The organism is Pollutimonas sp. M17, assembly GCF_025836975.1.
Taxonomy (GTDB): Bacteria; Pseudomonadota; Gammaproteobacteria; order Burkholderiales; family Burkholderiaceae_B.
Map to the genome: position 1 here is coordinate 880701 of NZ_CP107548.1, position 16426 is coordinate 897126.

Below are 16426 nucleotides of genomic sequence, written 5' to 3' on the forward strand. Positions count from 1 at the left end.
CGATTAAGCGGCCCCAATCATGAGCCAGAAGGGAATCGTCAGCGCCGACAGCAAGGTTCCTATCGACATCGTCACGGCAACCAGTGGCCCGTTCCCGCCCATTCGGGCGGCCAGAACGTGGGCCGACGAAGCGGTGGGCAAGGCGCCAAATAGCAACAGTATCTGCCGTTCGACCAGGCCCAGCCCCAGCGCCCAGCCTATGAAAATAGCGAATACGGGGGTGATCATCAAACGCAGCGCGATCATCCAGCTCATGAGCCTGGCGCTGCCCTGGCCGCCTCCGAGGGAAAGCGTGGCGCCCACGCACATCAGTCCGATGGCGATGGCGCAGGCACCCAGGCGTCCCAGCGTGGCGTCGATGGCCTTGGGAATGGGGACGTCCAGAATATTGCAAAGCAGGGCCAGCAGGGTGGCGATGATGAAGGGGTTGCGGATGATTTCCCGGAACACCTTGCCGCCGTTCTGCCGGGCCAGGGCGTGCACGGCCGCGATGTTGGAAATGGGCACGGCAAAGCCCACGATGACCGCCATGACGGTCTGTCCCGTCGAACCCGCCAGTCCGCCGGCCAACGACAAGCCTATATAGGTATTGAAGCGGTAGCCGCACTGCGCGACCGACGCATGGGCGATGGGCGAAGGCTTGAGCACGGGCACGGCCAGCCAGGTCATGGCCACGCCGAAACCCATGACGGCCAGCGTAGCCTGCAGCAATGTGTAGGTGCTCGAAAGGCTCAGGGGGGTTTGAGTGATCGAATGGAAGAGAAGCGCCGGAAACAGCACGAAGTAGACCAGTTGCTCGGCGCCCCGGAAAAAATCGCTGGAAAACCTGAGTTTGTGAAACAGCAGCCACCCCAGCCCGATAAGCAAGAAGTCAGGCAGTACGAGTTGGATGACGGACATAAGGATAAGGGTACGGGCGCTGCAAACGGACCGTATTCAGGCGTTTGCAAGCTTTGCGGGGAAGAATGAATAGGTAGTAACTAGAAGAGACAGAAAAGCTTGATAGCTGTTATCCTGCCACAAAATTAAGTGAGCTTAGCTGAAATTCGGGCGGCTTGTTTTGTAAACCCATTCGTTTTTTACGGAGTAATTACTAGATGGTTAAATTCCAAAATCGATTTGCCGCAGTTGCGCTGGCCGCCGGCGTTGCCTCGATATTCGGCGCTCCCGCACAGGCCGCCGATTTCCCGACGCAACCCATTCGTGTCATTGTTCCGTTCGCTCCCGGCGGCTCCACCGACATCGTGGCCCGCATCGTCACCCAACGCATGGGTCAGGAACTGGGCCAGACCATGGTCGTCGAAAACAAGGGCGGCGCAGGCGGCGCCATCGGCGCGGCGGAAGCGGCGCGCGCCAAACCCGACGGCTACACGCTTTCCATCGCCACCGTGTCCACCATGGCGGTCAACTCGGCCTGCCGCCCCAAGGATCTGCCCTATGATCCCTTGAAGGATTTCATGCCGGTCACCAACTTCGCCAACGTGCCCAACGTGATCGAAGTGAACCCCAAGTTCCCCGCCAAGAATTTCAAGGAATTCGTCAAGGCGCTTAAAGACAATCCCGGCAAGTACACGCACGGCAGCTCGGGCACATGCTCGGTGCTCCACCTGTTCGGCGAGGCCTTCAAGCAAGCCACCGGCACCGATGCCATCCACGTTCCCTACAAGGGTTCGGGTCCGGCCGTGACCGATGCCGTCGGCGGCCAGATCGACAGCATGTTCGACAACCTGCCCTCGTCCATGGGCCAGATCCAGGCCGGCGGATTGCGCCCATTGGCCATCGCCTGGCCCGAGCGCCTCAAGTCTCTGCCCGACGTCCCGACCCTGGCCGAAGAAGGCTATCCCCAACTGAACCAGCCCGCCTGGTATGGCTTGTTGGCTCCCGCCGGCACGCCACCCGAAATCATCAAGAAGTTGCGCGATGCTGCTGTCGTGGCACTGAAAGATCCCAAGGTCGTGGAAACGCTTGAAAAGCAAGGCGCGGCTCCTTCCGGCAACACGCCTGAAGAGTTCGCCAAAGAAATCAAGGAACAGTACGACTGGGCCAAGGAAGTCGTGGCCAAGGGCAACATCAAGCTCGAATAGCCGTGCAGGCCTGATGGCAACCTTGTAAAGGCCGGGGCGCGAGCCCCGGTTTTTTTTGTGCTTTATAATCTCAGGCCCAAACCGCGTCCCTGTAGTTAAATGGATATAACTTTCCCCTCCTAAGGGAAGATTGCAGGTTCGATTCCTGCCGGGGACGCCACGCTGCGCGCGGCTGTGCGCGCTGTTTCATCCGGACGCGTCGACCGAGGTGTCGGCTTTCATCAACGCCAGGAAATTGTCGATGGCCGGATTGGGATTGGCCGGATGCCTGGCCGCCAGCAGTTCCGCACGTATCGCTCCCACATTCCGCAGTTCCAGGTAGGCCAGCGTGTCGGCGCGCAGGCGCGACAGGGACGCGGGCACGATCGCGGCGCCTATGCCCGCCTCGACCGACGTGAGTATGGTGGGGATCATACTTTCCTGCACGATGCGCGGCGACGCCTGGCTTTGGACGGCCAGCAACTGGAATATCTGGCTGAAGTAGCGCGAACTCTGGCGCGCATATCCGATCAGGTCGAAGGACATGGCTTTTTTCAGCGACAGCGACTTTGCGCCCGAGCGCAGTGCCGGATGGTCCTGGCGAATGGCGAAAACCAGCGGCTCGGAGTAGATCAGCTCGGGCGCGAGATCCGGGTCGGCGAATGGCGGGCGCAGCAAGGCAAGGTCCAGATGGCGCTTGTGCAGCGCTTCGGGCATTTCGCTGGAATTCATTTCCTTCAGGTCGAGCACGACCTCGGGATACTGCAAGCGAAAGCTGTACAGGCTTTGGGATAGGTTGGAGTATGAGGCGCTGGGCGTGAGCCCCAGCGTGAGCCGGCCTTTTTCTCCTCGGTGCACCTGTTGTACGGCCTGTATGGCCAGCTCGGTGTCCTTATTCAGTTGCTTCAGGCGCCGCTGCAGTTCCAGCCCAGCCGGCGTCAAGCGCACCGAACGTGTGGAGCGCGTCAGCAGCTGCACTTTCAGCATCTCCTCCAGCTTCTTGATGCTTTGGCTAAGCGGCGGCTGCGTCATGAACAGGCGCTGGGCGGCGCGGCCGAAGTGAAGCTCTTCGGCCACCACGGCGAAAACATTCAATAAGCGGCTATCTATCATGGTGTCCGGTAAATGTCATGGTGAAAGATGGGTGCAAGGGCTGTGGCATCAGGAGCTACATTTTCAATTACGTTAAAAAAAAGATCAATAATCAATTAAAACAAGATTAGACAACATAATCGACCTGTCTTACGATGCCCTCCGGCATGAACTGAAACCCGGACATGGTGTCGTGGGTGATGGGCCTGGCGGCCCGGGATGGAGATAAGACCATGATCAAGAATTCAAGACGCTATTTGGCCGCGTTGGCCATCGCGGCCTGCTATGCGGGCCAATCCGTCGGTGTGGCGCAGGCCGCCGACTATCCTTCGCAGCCGATCACTTTCATCGTTCCTTACGCCGCGGGCGGCAGTTCGGACACGCGCTCGCGGCAACTGGCACAGAAAATGGGTGAAAGCCTGGGCACGACCGTGGTGGTCGAGAACCGGCCTGGCGCAAGCGGAAACATCGGCACCAGCCAGATCGCGCGCGCCAAGCCGGATGGCTACACCATAGGCCTGGGCAATTTCGCCCCCATGGCCGTGAATAAATCGCTGTACGGGAAAACGCTTCCATTCGATCCTGATAAGGACATCCAGCCCATCGCCCTGATCGAGCGCGGCGCCATGGTGCTGGGCGTGGGTTCGCAATCCCCTTATGCCAGCGTCGGAGCGCTGGTGAAGGACGGCAAGGCCAAGCCCAATCATCTCAACTACGCATCAACCGGTGCGGGCGGCGCTTCCCATCTGGTCAGCGAACTGTTCAAGGACAGCGCCGGCTTCAACGCGGTTCATATTCCGTACCGCGGGGGTGCTCCCGCATCCAACGACCTGATCGCGGGCAATGTGGATTTTTACCTTGAACTGGCCAGCCTGTTCATTCCCCACACCACCTCCGACCAGCCCCGCATCCGGGCCTTGGCCGTGGCATCGGAAGAACGCCTGAAGGCGCTGCCCAACGTGCCCACCTTCAAAGAGCAGGGCATCGACCTGGTGGCGTCCAACTGGTTCGGCGTGATTGCCCCAGCCGGCGTGCCACAGGACATTGTGGCCAGGCTGAACAAGGCGGTGAACCAGGCGCTCGGCGAGGAAAGCTATCGCTCCGTGGTCCAGGCTCAAGGCGCGGAAGTCGCCGGCGGCAGCCCCGAGGATTTCCAGGCCTTCATCCGCAGCGAATCCGAGCGCTGGTCCAAGTTGATCGAGCAAAAGAACATCACTGTTCAATAGGTGTTTCATGCAGGGAACGCAGTCTACATTGCGGGAGATCGGGCGCCGCGATGCCCGGTTGAAAGCCTGGGCCTACCTGCCTGAAGGCGGCCCCGAGCCGCAGGCCGCTCCGGCCCAGCCCCTTGCGGGGCTGTTGTTCGGCGTCAAGGATGTCATCGATGTGAAAGGCATGCCCACAGGTTGCGGGGCGTCCTTGCGCCAGACGCCTCCCAGCCTGTTTGACGCCTCATGCGTTGCGCAGCTGCGCGCGGCGGGCGCGGTGCCGATAGGCAAGACCGTGACCGCCGAATATGCCTTCACCGCTCCGGGCCCTACGCGCAATCCGTGGAATCCGGCCCATACTCCGGGCGGCTCGTCCAGCGGCTCGGCTGCCGCCGTAGCGGCCGGCATGGTGCCCATGGCTCTGGGCACGCAAACGGGCGGGTCCATCATCCGGCCTGCCGCATTCAATGGCGTGGTTGGGTTCAAGCCCACCTTCGGCTACGTGCACCGCGCGGGCATGGCGGTGATGTGCGATACCCTGGACACCATAGGATGGTTCACCAGGGATGTGGACCTGGCCGCCCGGGTTGCCGATGTCTTCCTGCCGGGGCCGTCCGGGCATTCGCCGGCCACATCCGAGTTGCGGGTCGCCGTGCTGCCTTGCCGCGGCGCGACGCCGCTGAGCATCGACGCCGGGCATACGCTGGAACAGGCCGCGGCCGCGCTGCAGCCGCATTGCAGGCAGATGGACTGGCTGCATCCGGATGAGGACATCGGCGTGTTGAGGTCGCTGCATGCGCGCATCATGCGCTATGAGTTGGCGCGGGGGCTGCTGCCGGTCTGGCGCAGCGAACCCGAAGCCTTGAGCGCGGCGACCGTGGACGGCATACGCCAGGGCCTTGGATTGAGCCCCGCCGAATATGGAGACATGCAGGCCATGCGGTCCAGGATACAGCGGCGCTGGGATGAGCGGTTTGCCGATTACGATTTCATCTTGACGCCCAGCGCTCCCGGCGAGGCCCCCGAAGGCCTGGCTACCACCGGCTCGTCCATTTTCAATTGCATCTGGTCATTGCTGGGTTGGCCCTGCATACACCTGCCTTGCGCCCTGTCTTCCAGGGGCCTGCCCATGGGCGTGCAATGTGTGGGCCGGCCGGGGCGGGACGCCCTGCTGTTGCAATTGGCCAGGCGCGTGCATCCGGTGATAGACCAGCGCGGCGAAAAAGCACGCCATTGGCCTGAGTCCTAGGACTCAGGCGCTCGCGACTTTACATCCAGCCCGACGGAAACGGGCTGGCCGCCGAGCAGTTGAGTGAGGGCCGAGGGCGGCACGCCGATCAGATAACCGCGCCGTCCGCCGTTCACGTAGATGGTGGAAAAATCCAGCAGTTCCGCTTCCACCCACACCGGCATCTTCTTGCGCGTGGCGAACGGCGAGGTTCCGCCCACCAGATAGCCGGAATGCTTTTGCGCGGTTTCGACGGAGCAGGGGCTGACCTTCTTGGCGCCCGTCTGCCGCGCCAGGTTCTTCGTCGATACCTCGCGGTCGCCATGCATGACGACCACCAGCGGCCTGGCGTTTTCATCTTCCATGATCAGGGTCTTGGCGACCTGGTGCAGGTCCAGGCCCAATTGCCTGGCGGCTTCCATCGCGCCGCCGTGGTCCACGTAGTCGTAAGGGTGCTCGGTGAATGCGACGCGGTTCTTCTTCAGAAGCTGAGTCGCCGGTGTTTCCGAGACATGCTTGTCTTTGGCCATGTTGTCGATGAATGAAATTGATGGGCGCTTTGCGGCGCCGGGGCTCTGGCGCGAATGTGTCACCCGCGGGGGTGATGTTTCGCGTGCAAAGCCTTGAGGCGTTCGCGCGCCACATGAGTATAAATCTGCGTGGTCGAAATGTCGGCATGGCCGAGCAGCATCTGCACCACCCGCAGGTCGGCGCCGTGATTCAGCAAATGTGTGGCGAAGGCATGCCGCAGCACATGGGGTGACAGGGGCGCGTGTATGTCCGCCAGCACGGCGTATTTCTTCACGATCAGCCAGAAGGACTGCCGTGTCATGGGGGCGGCGCGGCTGGTGACGAACAGAGCGTCGCAGCGGCGCGCGCCCAGCAATTCCGGACGGGACTGCTTAAGGTAAAGATCTATCCAGTATTGCGCTTCGTCGCCCAGCGGCACCAGCCGGTCCTTGCCGCCTTTGCCAAGGACGACGCGCACGACACCTTCGGTCAGGCTGGCGTCCAGCGCACCCAGGCCGATCAGCTCGCTGACGCGCAGGCCGGTGGCATAAAGCGTTTCCAGCATCGCCCGGTCGCGCAGGCCCAGCGCGTTGCGCGTGTCGGGTGCTTGCAGCAGGGCATCCACCTGGTCTTCCGACAAGGTCTTGGGAAAGCGCGCCGCTTGTTTTGCGGCCCGCAAGGTCAGACAGGGATCGCTGTGGACCAGGCCCTGGCGCAACGCCCATAGGTAGTAACGCCTCAGGGCGGCCAGGCGGCGGTTGGCCGTCGTGGCCTTGCTGGCGGCATGCCTGGCCGCGAACCAGTCCTGTATGTCGGCGGCATCGGCATGCTCCAGCCCCTTGCCCGTCTTGGCATGCAGCCATTGGGCGAAGGCGGTCAGATCGCGGCGGTAGGCCGAAAGCGTGTTCTGGGCCAGGCCGTCTTCCAGCCAGATGGCATCCAGGAATGCGTCGATGGTCGCGGGTGGGGAAAAGGCCAATGTGCGTCGTATATGGGTGAGGGTTTAGGGGCGGCGGCCTGCACGGCCGCCTATTGCGCTATGGCGACCGCGCCGCCTGCATCGCATCTTATCCCAATGGATCGGTTGACGAGCCGTTATATAGGTATATATATTACGAGTCGGATCAAGAAAACCGCTCCCTGGGCAATGACCATGGATCGATTATCTCGGGCAACCCTAAAAAAGGAAAAAAATGAACGTGAAGAAATTCATTGCCGCCGCCGCGCTGGTGGGCATGGGATGGCAGACGCAGGCTTGCGCGGCCGATCTGCTGGTGGGCGCGGCCGCCAGCCTGACCAACGCCTTTACCGAGCTTGCAGCGGCATTCCAGCAGGAGCATCCCGATACCAAGGTGCTGATGAGCTTTGCGGGCTCCGACGCGGTGGCGGCGCAGGTGATCCAGGGTGCGCCCATGGATATATTCGCCTCGGCGGATCAGAAGGCCATGGACAAGGCGGCCGCCTCGGGAAGCATCGATACGGGCAGCCGGCGCGATTTCGTCCGTAATGAAGTGGTACTGATCGTGCCGGCCGACAGCACGCTGGGCATTGCTTCGGTGGCCGGCCTGAAGGCGGCCGCCGTTAAGCGCGTCGCCCTGGGGAATCCGGCCACAGTGCCCGTGGGCCGCTACACCAAGGGCTCGCTGGAGCACACCGGCGACTGGGAGGCCGTCAGGAAAAACGAAGTGCTGGGCCAGAATGTGCGCCAGGTACTGGATTACGTGGCGCGCGGCGAGGTCGATGCGGGCTTTGTGTTCGCCACCGACGCGGCCATCATGCCCGGCAAGGTGAAGGTGGTGGCCAAGCTGCCGTCGCCCACGCCCGTGCTGTATCCGATTGCGCTGGTCAAGCGCGACGGCCGCCACCCGCAGGCCGGGGCCTTCCTCGACTTCATCGCATCGCCCAAAGGCGATGCGGTATTGGCGAAATACGGCTTCTCCAAACCCTGAGCCGGACAGACGATGTCGGATGTCGCCGTTCCACTGCTGCTGTCGCTGAAGGTCGCAGGCTGGGCCACATTCCTGTCCGCCGTGCTGGGGGTGTCGGTTGCCTACGGCCTGTCGCGCTGGCGTTCGGCCTGGAGCGACGCCATGGATGCGGTGCTGACCCTGCCGCTGGTCCTGCCGCCCACCGTCATCGGCTATTACCTGCTGGTGCTGCTGGGGCGCCGGGGCTGGCTGGGTTCTACCCTGGCGGACTGGGGTGTCGTGCTGGTCTTCACCTGGCAGGGGGCTGTGATCGCGGCCACCGTGGTGGCCTTTCCCATGGTGCTGAAGGCCGCCCGCGCGGCCTTCGAGAGCGTCGATCCGGCCCTGGAGAACGGCGCCCAGGTTCTGGGGATCAGCGCCGCCGGCACCTTCTTCAGGGTGACGCTGCCGCTGGCCCTGCCCGGCATCTTGGCGGGCGTATTCCTGGCTTTCGCGCGCGCCCTGGGCGAATTCGGCGCCACGCTGATGATAGCGGGCAGCATACCCGGGAAAACCCAGACCTTGTCCATCGCCATCTACGAAGCGGTGCAGGCCGGCAATGACAGCGTGGCCAATGTCCTGGTGGCGGTGACCTCGCTGACCTGCGTCGCGGTGTTGTGGATTGCCGGCAGGCTGGCTCCCGACCGGACGCGGACAATGAGCCAGAGGGCGGCTTTGCGATGATCCATCTCGATATCAAGCGGCGCATGCTCGCCGGCGCCCGGCAGTTTTCGCTGGACATCCGGATCGATGCCCAGGCCCGCCGCATCGCCCTGTTCGGGGCATCGGGCGCGGGCAAGACGCTGACTGTACAAGCCATTGCCGGCTTGATGCGTCCCGACAGCGGATGCATACAGGTATCCGGGACGACCTTCTACCATTCCGGGCAAGGAATCTTTCTTTCACCCCAGGAGCGGCGAGTCGGCTACCTGCAGCAGGACTACGGCCTGTTTCCTCATTTGACGGTTGCACAGAACGTGGCTTTCGGCCTGAAAAACGGCTGGTTGAATCCTCGGGGGCGGGCCTTGCCCGAGGCGGCGCGCCGCTGGATCGAATCCTTCGAGCTGGAAGGCGTTCTGAACAGCTATCCGGCGGAAATTTCGGGAGGACAGAAGCAGCGGGCGGCCCTGGCCCGCGCGCTGGCCGTGGAGCCTGGTGTATTGCTGCTGGACGAGCCCCTGTCTGCCCTGGATGCCGGCCTGCGCGAGAAAATGCGCGCCGAGCTGGCCGCGCTTCAGGCCAGGCTGGATATTCCGACAATATTGATCACCCACGATCCGGACGATGCGCTGGTGCTGGCCGACCGCATATACCAGATACAGGAAGGCCGGATCGTGGACGAGTACGATCCGGCGGGCTTGCCGCCTCAGTCCAGGACGCCCATCATCACGCTGGATGCCTTGAAGATTGCATAGGCCTCCTGCTGTTCGCGCAAGTCCAGCGCCGCCAGGCTTTCCATGCTGAGGACGGCGGCCAGCACCTGGCCGCCCGGCAGCTCGATGCTGGCCTCGGCGTTGACCGCGCCCTTGACGATGCGGCAGATCCGCCCCGGCAGCTGATTGCGGGCCGACAGCTTCAGTTCCCCACCGGGCAGTCCCACCATCACCGAAGACGCCTTGATGAACGCCAGCGCCCGCCGGCCCTGCCTCAGCGCCAGATTCTGCACGCTTTCGCTGGTAATGGAGGAGACGATCTCGATGCCGCCTCCCAGGTCCAGGACGACCTCGTCGTTCACCGCGCCGTGCTTGACCCGGACCACGGTGCCGGCCAGCTTGTTGCGCGCCGATGTCTGTACCATCATGTTCTGTATGAGCTCCAGGTTGCGGGATGAGGAACTGCTGACGGCGGCCAGCCGCGCCATGAAACGCTCATGCTCCTTGTTCAGCAATTGATATAGCTGGATCAGTTCCTGCGCCCGCGCCGTCAGGCTGGCGCCGCCGCCCCTTTGGCCTCCGGTGCTGCGCAGGACGAGGGGTTCGCCCGCCAGGTTGTTCATGGTATCCACGGCATCCCAGGCCGCCTTGTAGCTCAGGCCTATCTTCCTGGCCGCCGCGCTGATGGAGCCTTCCTCGCTGATGGCCGTCAGCAGCGCCATGCGTTTTTCGCTTCCCCAGTTCTGCCGGCCCGAGCGGAACCATATCGAACCGTCCAGTTCGATGGGGATGACGTGTGAGAGGGTGTGTTTCGGGTCTTGCATGGAGCCTAGTTTAGGGCCTGTTTGCGCCAATGGGAAAGCCGCCGCCGCCCGACGAGGGCGGCGGGTGCGGCGAGCGGCGCGGCGTGTCGCATATCGAGCCGTGCAATCGCAGGTTGGGCGCCATCCTCGACAGGGACTCGTTAGAATGGATCCCCTGGAAACAGCACAACCCGAGAACAATGGATACCTTCGAGTCCGTGGATCTGGGCCGGCTTTCAGGGCCGGGCTCCGAGAATACACTGGTCCTGACTGTCAACAACCGCCACGCGCGCCGCGTGCTGGCCGAGTTGTCGGCCGGCCTCGGCCCCGACCGCAGCGTCATGGCCGTGCCCGACATCCTGCCCTTGTCGGCCTGGCTGCGCAGGGCGGCGGACCGCCTGTCCTTCGTGCCCGAATCCCGGCAGCCCATGCACGTCCTGGATGCCTTTGGCTCGCAGTTGCTATGGCAGCGCGTCATCGCCGAGGTCGAGGCGGACCATGTCCTGCTGGACGTCCCGCAGGCCGCCCGCCTGGCCGCGGAGGCCGACCGCCTGGTCGATGATTGGCGCATCCAGGTGCCGCCGGAATATGAAACGTCCGATTATCAGCGCTTCCGCGTATGGCGCCGAAGCTACCGCGCGGCGCTGGAGCGTATGGACATGGAAGACGGCAACACGGCTTACGAGCGCATAAGCCGGGCACTGGCGGATGATGTATTGCGTATGGACGTCGACACCCTGGTCATGGCGGGTTTCAACGAGCTGTCGCCCCGTCTGTCGGCCATGCTCTCGGCCATGCGGGATCGCGGCCTGCGGGTGTGCGTGCTGGCCCGCCCCGCGCAAGCTCCCGGCAGCCTGCAAAGGGTGCAGGCTCCGGACCCGGACGGCGAATGGCGGCTGGCGGCGAACTGGGCGGCCCAACAACTGGCCGGTAATCCGGCGGGGCGGTATGCCATTGTGGCCGCAAGGCTGGAAGCCGACGTGGCGCTGGCGCACCGCTATCTGCGCGCTGCGCTGGGCCGGGACGCGCGGGGCCGGCCCATGCCCTATAACGTGGCGGTCGCCCGTCCGCTGGCGCAATGGCCGGCGGCGCGGGCCGCGCTGCTGTGGCTGCGGGTCATGGCCGATTTTTCCAGGAAGAAGAGCTGCGCGCCCGCCGATGCGGGTGCGGCCCTGCTGGCGGGGGGATGCCGCGCGCACAGCCAGGAAGCCGCGGGCCGGGCGGCCATCGACGCCCTTTGGCGGCGGCGCGCTCGAATCAAGGTGTCCGAAGCGCAGTTCGCCGCCGAACTGGATCGGTACGCGCCCAGCCTGGGCGAGGCGTGGCGGCTTTGCCGGCAGACCCTGGAGGGCGAGTCGGGATCGGCAGCCGCGGATACATGGAGCCGCCGCTTCCGCCTGTGCCTGCAGGCCTTGGGCTTTCCGGGCCAGTCGGTATTGGACAGCCACGCTTTCCAGGCGGTCGAAGCCTTCGACGGTCTTCTGGACGGCCTGGGCCGCCAGGCCGCGGTGGCCGGGCGGCTGGATTTTTCGGCGGCTGTGTCCCTGTTGGGGCGGCTTGCCCAGCAAACGCCTTTCCAGCCGCAGCGCGACCCGGAAGCCAGGCTGGATGTGCTGGGCTTCCTGGAGTCCGAGGGGGGGCGGTGGGACGGCGTCTGGGTGCTCGGCCTGACGGACGAGGTCCTGCCCGCGGCGCCCAAGCCCAATCCCTTCATTCCCATGGCTGTCCTGCGGCAGGCCAATGCGCCGCGCGCCACTCCGGAGCGCGAACTGCAATGGGCCATGACGATGTATGCCGGACTGCTGGAGTGCGCGCCCCAGGTATGGCTCAGCCACGCGCAGCGCGAGGGCGAGCGTGAACTGCGTCCCAGCCCGTGCATTGCGGAATTGGATGTGCAGGCCCCGCAGCCGGCCGCTGCCATGTCATCCGCCTGCCGACTGGAGCAACTGCTGGACGAGCAGGGGCCTCCCCTGCAAAGCCAGGGCGGGACGCGCGGCGGCATCGCCGTCATCGACACGCAGGCGCGCAACCCCTTATGGGCCTTCGTCAAATACAGGCTGGGCGCAAGCCAGCTGAAAGGCTATGCCGAGATATCCGATCAGAACGCGCGAGGCCTGCTGCTGCATCGGGCCATCGAACTCGTCTGGCGGGTGCTGGAAGACCAGCAGGGCCTGCTGCGTCTATGGAACGGCGGCGGGCTGGATACGCTGCTGCGCGAGTCGGTGCGGCAAGCGTGTGATGAATGCCTGGCCGATTACGGCCCCACGCTGCAAGAGCTCGAATCCGCCAGGGCTATCGCCGTCCTGCACGAGTGGCTGGCGTTGGAGCGTGCGCGCCAGCCCTTCCGCGTGCGCGATGTCGAGCAGGAATACAAATGGCTGCATGGCCCGCTGGAGCTCAGCCTGCGCCTGGACCGCATCGACGAGCTCGATGACGGCCGGCTGGCGCTGATCGACTACAAGTCGGGCAACGGGAACATCGATCCGAAGCCGGACTGGATGCGTGCGCGGCCGGTGGGACTGCAACTGCCCTTCTATGCGGCAGTGCTGGCCGAGGAGGAGGCCGAGGTCGCCGCGCTGGTACTGGCCCGGCTGCATGCCCGCGATACCCTGGTCAAGGGGCTGGCGGACGCCGACTATGGCTTCACGGGCCTGTCCGCCCCGCAGGACTGGCCCGATTTCGCCGGCCAGTCCTGGGCCGGGTTGATGGCGCAATGGCGCGGCGCCATTCATGCCCTGGCCGATGAGTACGTGGCGGGCCATGCCGGCAACCGGACCTTGCGCGCGGATGACCTGCGCTACTGCGATGTGCTGCCCTTTTTGCGCTTGACCGAGGAATACCGGCGTGACGATTAAACAGCCCAGCGACCGCGCCGTGCGCGACGCGGCCATAGACCCCACCCAGTCCTTTCTTGTCCAGGCCCCGGCGGGCTCCGGCAAGACGGAATTGCTGACCGATCGCATCCTGGCTTTGCTGGCCACCGTCAACCGGCCCGAGGAGATCGTGGCCATCACCTTTACGCGCAAGGCGGCATCCGAGATGCATGCGCGCGTGCTGGCCAAGCTGCGGGCCGGCATGCAGGCCGCTCCCGAAGAGGAATACAGGCGGCGCAGCTGGGAACTGGCGCGGCGGGCCATGAAGCGCGACGAGGAACTGGGCTGGAACCTGCTTCAGTATCCAGCCCGCCTGAGCATACGCACCATCGATTCCTTCTGCACCTATCTGGTCCGCGCCATGCCCTGGCTGAGCGCGCTGGGCGGCTTGCCCGCCATTGCCGACGACGCGCGCGGGCATTACGAGGCCGCCGCCCGGGCCACGCTGGACATGGCTGACGAGAACAGCTCGGTGGCGGCGCTGATCGCTCACCTGGACGTGGACCTGCGCGCGGCGCAGGGACTGCTGGCCGATATGCTGGCAAGCCGCGACCAGTGGCTGCCGCTGCTGGGGCCCGGCGGCAATGTCGACAGGCTGCTGCACAGTCTGGACGGCGCCATCCAGGCCGATCTGGCTCGTGTGGACCGTGCGATGCCGCCCGGCTGGGCGGCGGCGCTGGCGCCCTCGGTATCCCGCGCCGCCAATGTATTGGCGGACAGCGGCGAATCCATGGATATCAGCGCCCTCGCGCACTGGAGCGGGCAGCCCTTCGGCACCGAGGTGTCCAGCCTGCCCCAGTGGCAGGCGCTGGCCGACATCCTGTTGACCGCGAAGAACACCTTGCGGCGCACGGTGACCATCAAGCAGGGCTTCCAGGCCAAGGCGGACTACAAGGACGAGTTCCTGGCCTGGATCAAGGCCATGCCCGAAACCGATGAGTGGATTTCAGCCCTGGCCGATATCCGCTGCGCGCCGGGCAATGGCTACAGCGCTGAGCAGCTCGAGACCTTGAACCTGCTGATCGAGGTGCTTTGGCTGGCCGCGGCGCAGCTGAACCTGCGCTTCACCGAGGCCGGCGAGGTCGACTTCACCGAGATCTCGCGCCGCGCCGTGCAGGCCCTGGGACAGGTGGACGACCCGAGCGACCTGCTGCTGTCGCTCGATGCGGCCATCCGCCATATCCTGGTGGACGAGTTCCAGGACACCAGCCAGTCCCAGATCGAATTGCTCGAACGCCTGACCTCGGGCTGGATGCAAGGCGATGGGCGCACCCTGTTCCTCGTGGGCGATCCCATGCAATCGATCTACCGGTTCCGCAAGGCCGACGTGGGATGCTTTCTCAAGGTCAAGGAGGGCGGGCTGGGCGACATTGCGCTGACCGCATTGGAACTCAAAGACAATTTCCGTTCGCAGGCCAGGCTGGTCGAGTGGGTGAATGCCACCTGCGGGCCGGTCTTCCCCAAAGAGAACCATCCCGGCCTGGGCGCAATCCAGTACACGCCGTCGGTGGCGTTCCAGGACGGCGTCGATGGGCTGGGCGTCGAGTTTCACCCGGTCTGGTCGCGTGCAGCCAGGGACGGCGGCGACGAGGATGCCGTCGACACCGCCGCGGTGGCCGAATCCATCGCCATCCAGCTTGCGCGGGACGCCTTGGACAAGTATGCGGATAGCGAGAAGCCGGTCGCGATACTGGTACGGGCGCGTACCCACCTGGACAGCATCGTGCATCGCCTGGCCCAGGAAAACATTCCCTGCCGGGCGGTCGAACTGGTCTCGCTGAAGTCGCGGCAGGTCGTCGTGGATCTGGTGCAGCTGGCGCGGGCCTTGTCGCACCCGGCGGACAGGCTGGCGTGGCTTTCGGTCTTGCGTGCGCCTTTTTGCGGCCTCAGGCTGGACAGCCTGCATGCCTTGTTCGGCGTCGACCTGAATGCCGCGATACCCGCCGCCTTGTCCGACTGGCTGGCCCAAGGCGATTCGATCCTGGACGAAGACGAGGCCGGGCGTCTGCGCCATGCGGCCGCGGTGCTGCTGGATACGGCCAATGCCTCGGGGAGCATACCGTTCGCCTCCTGGCTGGAGGACTGCTGGCGCCGGCTGGGCGGCTTCGAGGTCTATGGCGGAGCCAGCGACGTGGCCGACGCCGAGCGCCTGTTCCGCCTGATCGAAGAACTGGCGCCTTATGGCGGCCTGGATCCCGAAGTGCTGGAGGGCAGGCTGGAAAAGCTGTATGCCGCGCCCAACAGCAGCGGCAGGGCGGTGGAGGTCATGACGATACACAAGTCCAAGGGGCTGGAGTTCGAAACCGTGATACTGGCCGGCCTGCATCGGCGCCCCAAGGGCGACACGCCTCCCTTGATGCGCTTCGAGCACAGCGAAGGGGAACTGCTGCTGGGGCCGATACGGCACCGGGCGGCCGAGGAATCCGAGCCGGTTTCCGTCTACCTGGCCGAGCGCGAGAAAAAGCGCGCCGCCTATGAAACAGACCGTCTGCTGTATGTGGCCCTGACGCGGGCGCGCCGGCAACTGCACCTGATCGGCGAAGTTGGCCTGGACGGCGGCATGCAGATAAAGAAACCCGCCGGGGCATCGCTGTTGGGGCGCTTGTGGGATTACATGGAGACGCCCCAGCCCCCGGAGGCGTCGGAACTGGACGGCGGCGGCATGCCGCAGGCTGCGTCGGGAGAGCAGCGCTTCCTGCTGCGCCTGCCCTCGGCCGCCATGCCGGCGGCGCCGTCCGGCGGCGCCGCGGCGGGACCGGGCACTCCTTGGCAGTGGCGATCCGAGTCCGGCGATGAAAGCATCATCGGCACGGTGGCCCATGCCTGGCTGGAGCACATCGGCAAGGAGGGGGCGGATGCCTGGTCGGCGCAGCGCGTCGATGCCTGCCTGCCCGTCTTCCGCAGGCAGTTGAGCCGCGCCGGCATGGCGGCGGCGGGACTGGACGGCGCCGCGCAGATCTTGCGCGAGACGCTGGCCGCCACCCTGGACAGCGCCAGGGGCCAGTGGCTGCTCCGGGTGGCGCAGGCGCATCGGGAATGGTCGCTGCTGGACGTCAGCGGCCGTGTTTCGGTCATCGACCTGGCGATTTCGCAGGAGCGTGACTGGCTGGTGGTGGATTACAAGACGGGGGTGCCGCGTCCGGGTGAAGCCATCGATGTTTTCACCGCGCGCATGCGCGAGCGCTATCAGGAGCAGATCGTGCGCTACTGTGCCCACGTCAGTGCCCTGGACGGCCGTCCGGCCCGGGGGGCGCTGTATTTTCCGCGCGTCGACGCATGGGTGGAATTTGCACCCGGGGGCTGAACGCG

The 16426-nt window shown here is 64.9% G+C and carries 13 protein-coding genes and 1 tRNA gene; 9 read left to right on the top strand and 5 right to left on the bottom strand.

The features are described from left to right. Nucleotides 1–3: 3 nt before the first annotated feature. A complete protein-coding gene (locus OEG81_RS04240; RefSeq protein ID WP_264131477.1) occupies nt 4–900 on the bottom strand; it encodes an AEC family transporter in 897 nt (298 codons plus the stop codon). A 197-nt stretch (nt 901–1097) separates the two neighbouring features. On the opposite strand from OEG81_RS04240, the gene OEG81_RS04245 reads away from it, so the two are divergent. Further along, nucleotides 1098–2084: a tripartite tricarboxylate transporter substrate binding protein BugE gene (locus tag OEG81_RS04245; RefSeq protein ID WP_264131478.1), complete on the top strand. Its 987-nt coding sequence runs from the start codon at nt 1098–1100 to the stop codon at nt 2082–2084. Between the two features lie 85 nt (nt 2085–2169). Then, nucleotides 2170–2244: transfer RNA gene (locus tag OEG81_RS04250), tRNA-Arg, on the top strand. Between the two features lie 26 nt (nt 2245–2270). On the opposite strand, the gene OEG81_RS04255 is transcribed toward OEG81_RS04250, so the two are convergent. Then, nucleotides 2271–3176: a LysR family transcriptional regulator gene (locus tag OEG81_RS04255; RefSeq protein WP_264131479.1), complete on the bottom strand. Its 906-nt coding sequence runs from the start codon at nt 3174–3176 to the stop codon at nt 2271–2273. A gap of 212 nt (nt 3177–3388) precedes the next feature. Here OEG81_RS04255 and OEG81_RS04260 point away from each other — a divergent pair, with 212 nt between their 5' ends. After that, on the top strand, nt 3389–4381 hold the full coding sequence (locus OEG81_RS04260) for a Bug family tripartite tricarboxylate transporter substrate binding protein (RefSeq protein ID WP_264131480.1): 993 nt from the start codon (nt 3389–3391) through the stop codon (nt 4379–4381). A gap of 7 nt (nt 4382–4388) precedes the next feature. Beyond that, entirely contained in the window at nt 4389–5612 is a 1224-nt protein-coding gene (locus OEG81_RS04265; protein ID WP_264131481.1) for an amidase, read from the top strand. Here OEG81_RS04265 and ybaK read toward each other — a convergent pair. Both ybaK and xerD read right to left on the bottom strand, forming a co-directional pair. Further along, nucleotides 5609–6121 carry a Cys-tRNA(Pro) deacylase gene (ybaK, locus tag OEG81_RS04270; protein ID WP_264131482.1) on the bottom strand — a complete coding sequence of 171 codons (513 nt, stop codon included), beginning with the start codon at nt 6119–6121 and terminating at the stop codon, nt 5609–5611. The two genes, OEG81_RS04265 and ybaK, sit on opposite strands and share 4 nt — an antisense overlap. A 59-nt stretch (nt 6122–6180) precedes the next feature. Beyond that, nucleotides 6181–7092, bottom strand: coding sequence for a site-specific tyrosine recombinase XerD (xerD, locus tag OEG81_RS04275; RefSeq protein WP_412034127.1), 912 nt, complete (start codon nt 7090–7092; stop codon nt 6181–6183). Between the two features lie 202 nt (nt 7093–7294). On the opposite strand from xerD, the gene modA reads away from it, so the two are divergent. From modA to OEG81_RS04290, 3 genes are read left to right on the top strand one after another with little or no spacing between them, the layout of a single operon-like run. Then, the gene (modA, locus tag OEG81_RS04280) at nt 7295–8050 is read left to right on the top strand and encodes a molybdate ABC transporter substrate-binding protein (protein WP_264131484.1); all 756 of its coding nucleotides are present in this window, start codon (nt 7295–7297) and stop codon (nt 8048–8050) included. A 12-nt stretch (nt 8051–8062) separates the two neighbouring features. Next, complete coding sequence (gene modB / locus OEG81_RS04285) at nt 8063–8752, top strand: molybdate ABC transporter permease subunit (RefSeq protein ID WP_264131485.1); 690 nt, start codon at nt 8063–8065, stop codon at nt 8750–8752. Further along, nucleotides 8749–9483 carry an ABC transporter ATP-binding protein gene (locus tag OEG81_RS04290; RefSeq protein ID WP_264131486.1) on the top strand — a complete coding sequence of 245 codons (735 nt, stop codon included), beginning with the start codon at nt 8749–8751 and terminating at the stop codon, nt 9481–9483. Before modB ends, OEG81_RS04290 begins: the two co-directional genes overlap by 4 nt. Here the strand turns inward: OEG81_RS04290 and OEG81_RS04295 are convergent. Next, nucleotides 9435–10265, bottom strand: a complete 831-nt coding sequence (locus OEG81_RS04295) for a TOBE domain-containing protein (RefSeq protein WP_264131487.1) — start codon at nt 10263–10265, stop codon at nt 9435–9437. The two genes, OEG81_RS04290 and OEG81_RS04295, sit on opposite strands and share 49 nt — an antisense overlap. Nucleotides 10266–10444: 179 nt before the next feature. Here OEG81_RS04295 and OEG81_RS04300 point away from each other — a divergent pair, with 179 nt between their 5' ends. Together OEG81_RS04300 and OEG81_RS04305 are read left to right on the top strand one after the other, a co-directional pair. After that, nucleotides 10445–13099 carry a PD-(D/E)XK nuclease family protein gene (locus OEG81_RS04300; protein ID WP_264131488.1) on the top strand — a complete coding sequence of 885 codons (2655 nt, stop codon included), beginning with the start codon at nt 10445–10447 and terminating at the stop codon, nt 13097–13099. Beyond that, on the top strand, nt 13089–16421 hold the full coding sequence (locus OEG81_RS04305; protein ID WP_264131489.1) for a UvrD-helicase domain-containing protein: 3333 nt from the start codon (nt 13089–13091) through the stop codon (nt 16419–16421). The genes OEG81_RS04300 and OEG81_RS04305 overlap by 11 nt, the downstream gene beginning before the upstream one ends. Nucleotides 16422–16426 lie beyond the last annotated feature (5 nt).

Bases quoted from the DNA above. Each gene is read 5' to 3' on its own strand.
- OEG81_RS04295 (WP_264131487.1), bottom strand. From the start codon at position 10,265: ATGCAAGACCCGAAACACACCCTCTCACACGTCATCCCCATCGAACTG.
- OEG81_RS04245 (WP_264131478.1), top strand. From the start codon at position 1,098: ATGGTTAAATTCCAAAATCGATTTGCCGCAGTTGCGCTGGCCGCCGGC.
- OEG81_RS04265 (WP_264131481.1), top strand. From the start codon at position 4,389: ATGCAGGGAACGCAGTCTACATTGCGGGAGATCGGGCGCCGCGATGCC.
- modA (WP_264131484.1), top strand. From the start codon at position 7,295: ATGAACGTGAAGAAATTCATTGCCGCCGCCGCGCTGGTGGGCATGGGA.
- modB (WP_264131485.1), top strand. From the start codon at position 8,063: ATGTCGGATGTCGCCGTTCCACTGCTGCTGTCGCTGAAGGTCGCAGGC.
- ybaK (WP_264131482.1), bottom strand. From the start codon at position 6,121: ATGGCCAAAGACAAGCATGTCTCGGAAACACCGGCGACTCAGCTTCTG.
- OEG81_RS04240 (WP_264131477.1), bottom strand. From the start codon at position 900: ATGTCCGTCATCCAACTCGTACTGCCTGACTTCTTGCTTATCGGGCTG.
- OEG81_RS04290 (WP_264131486.1), top strand. From the start codon at position 8,749: ATGATCCATCTCGATATCAAGCGGCGCATGCTCGCCGGCGCCCGGCAG.
- OEG81_RS04255 (WP_264131479.1), bottom strand. From the start codon at position 3,176: ATGATAGATAGCCGCTTATTGAATGTTTTCGCCGTGGTGGCCGAAGAG.
- OEG81_RS04260 (WP_264131480.1), top strand. From the start codon at position 3,389: ATGATCAAGAATTCAAGACGCTATTTGGCCGCGTTGGCCATCGCGGCC.
- OEG81_RS04300 (WP_264131488.1), top strand. From the start codon at position 10,445: ATGGATACCTTCGAGTCCGTGGATCTGGGCCGGCTTTCAGGGCCGGGC.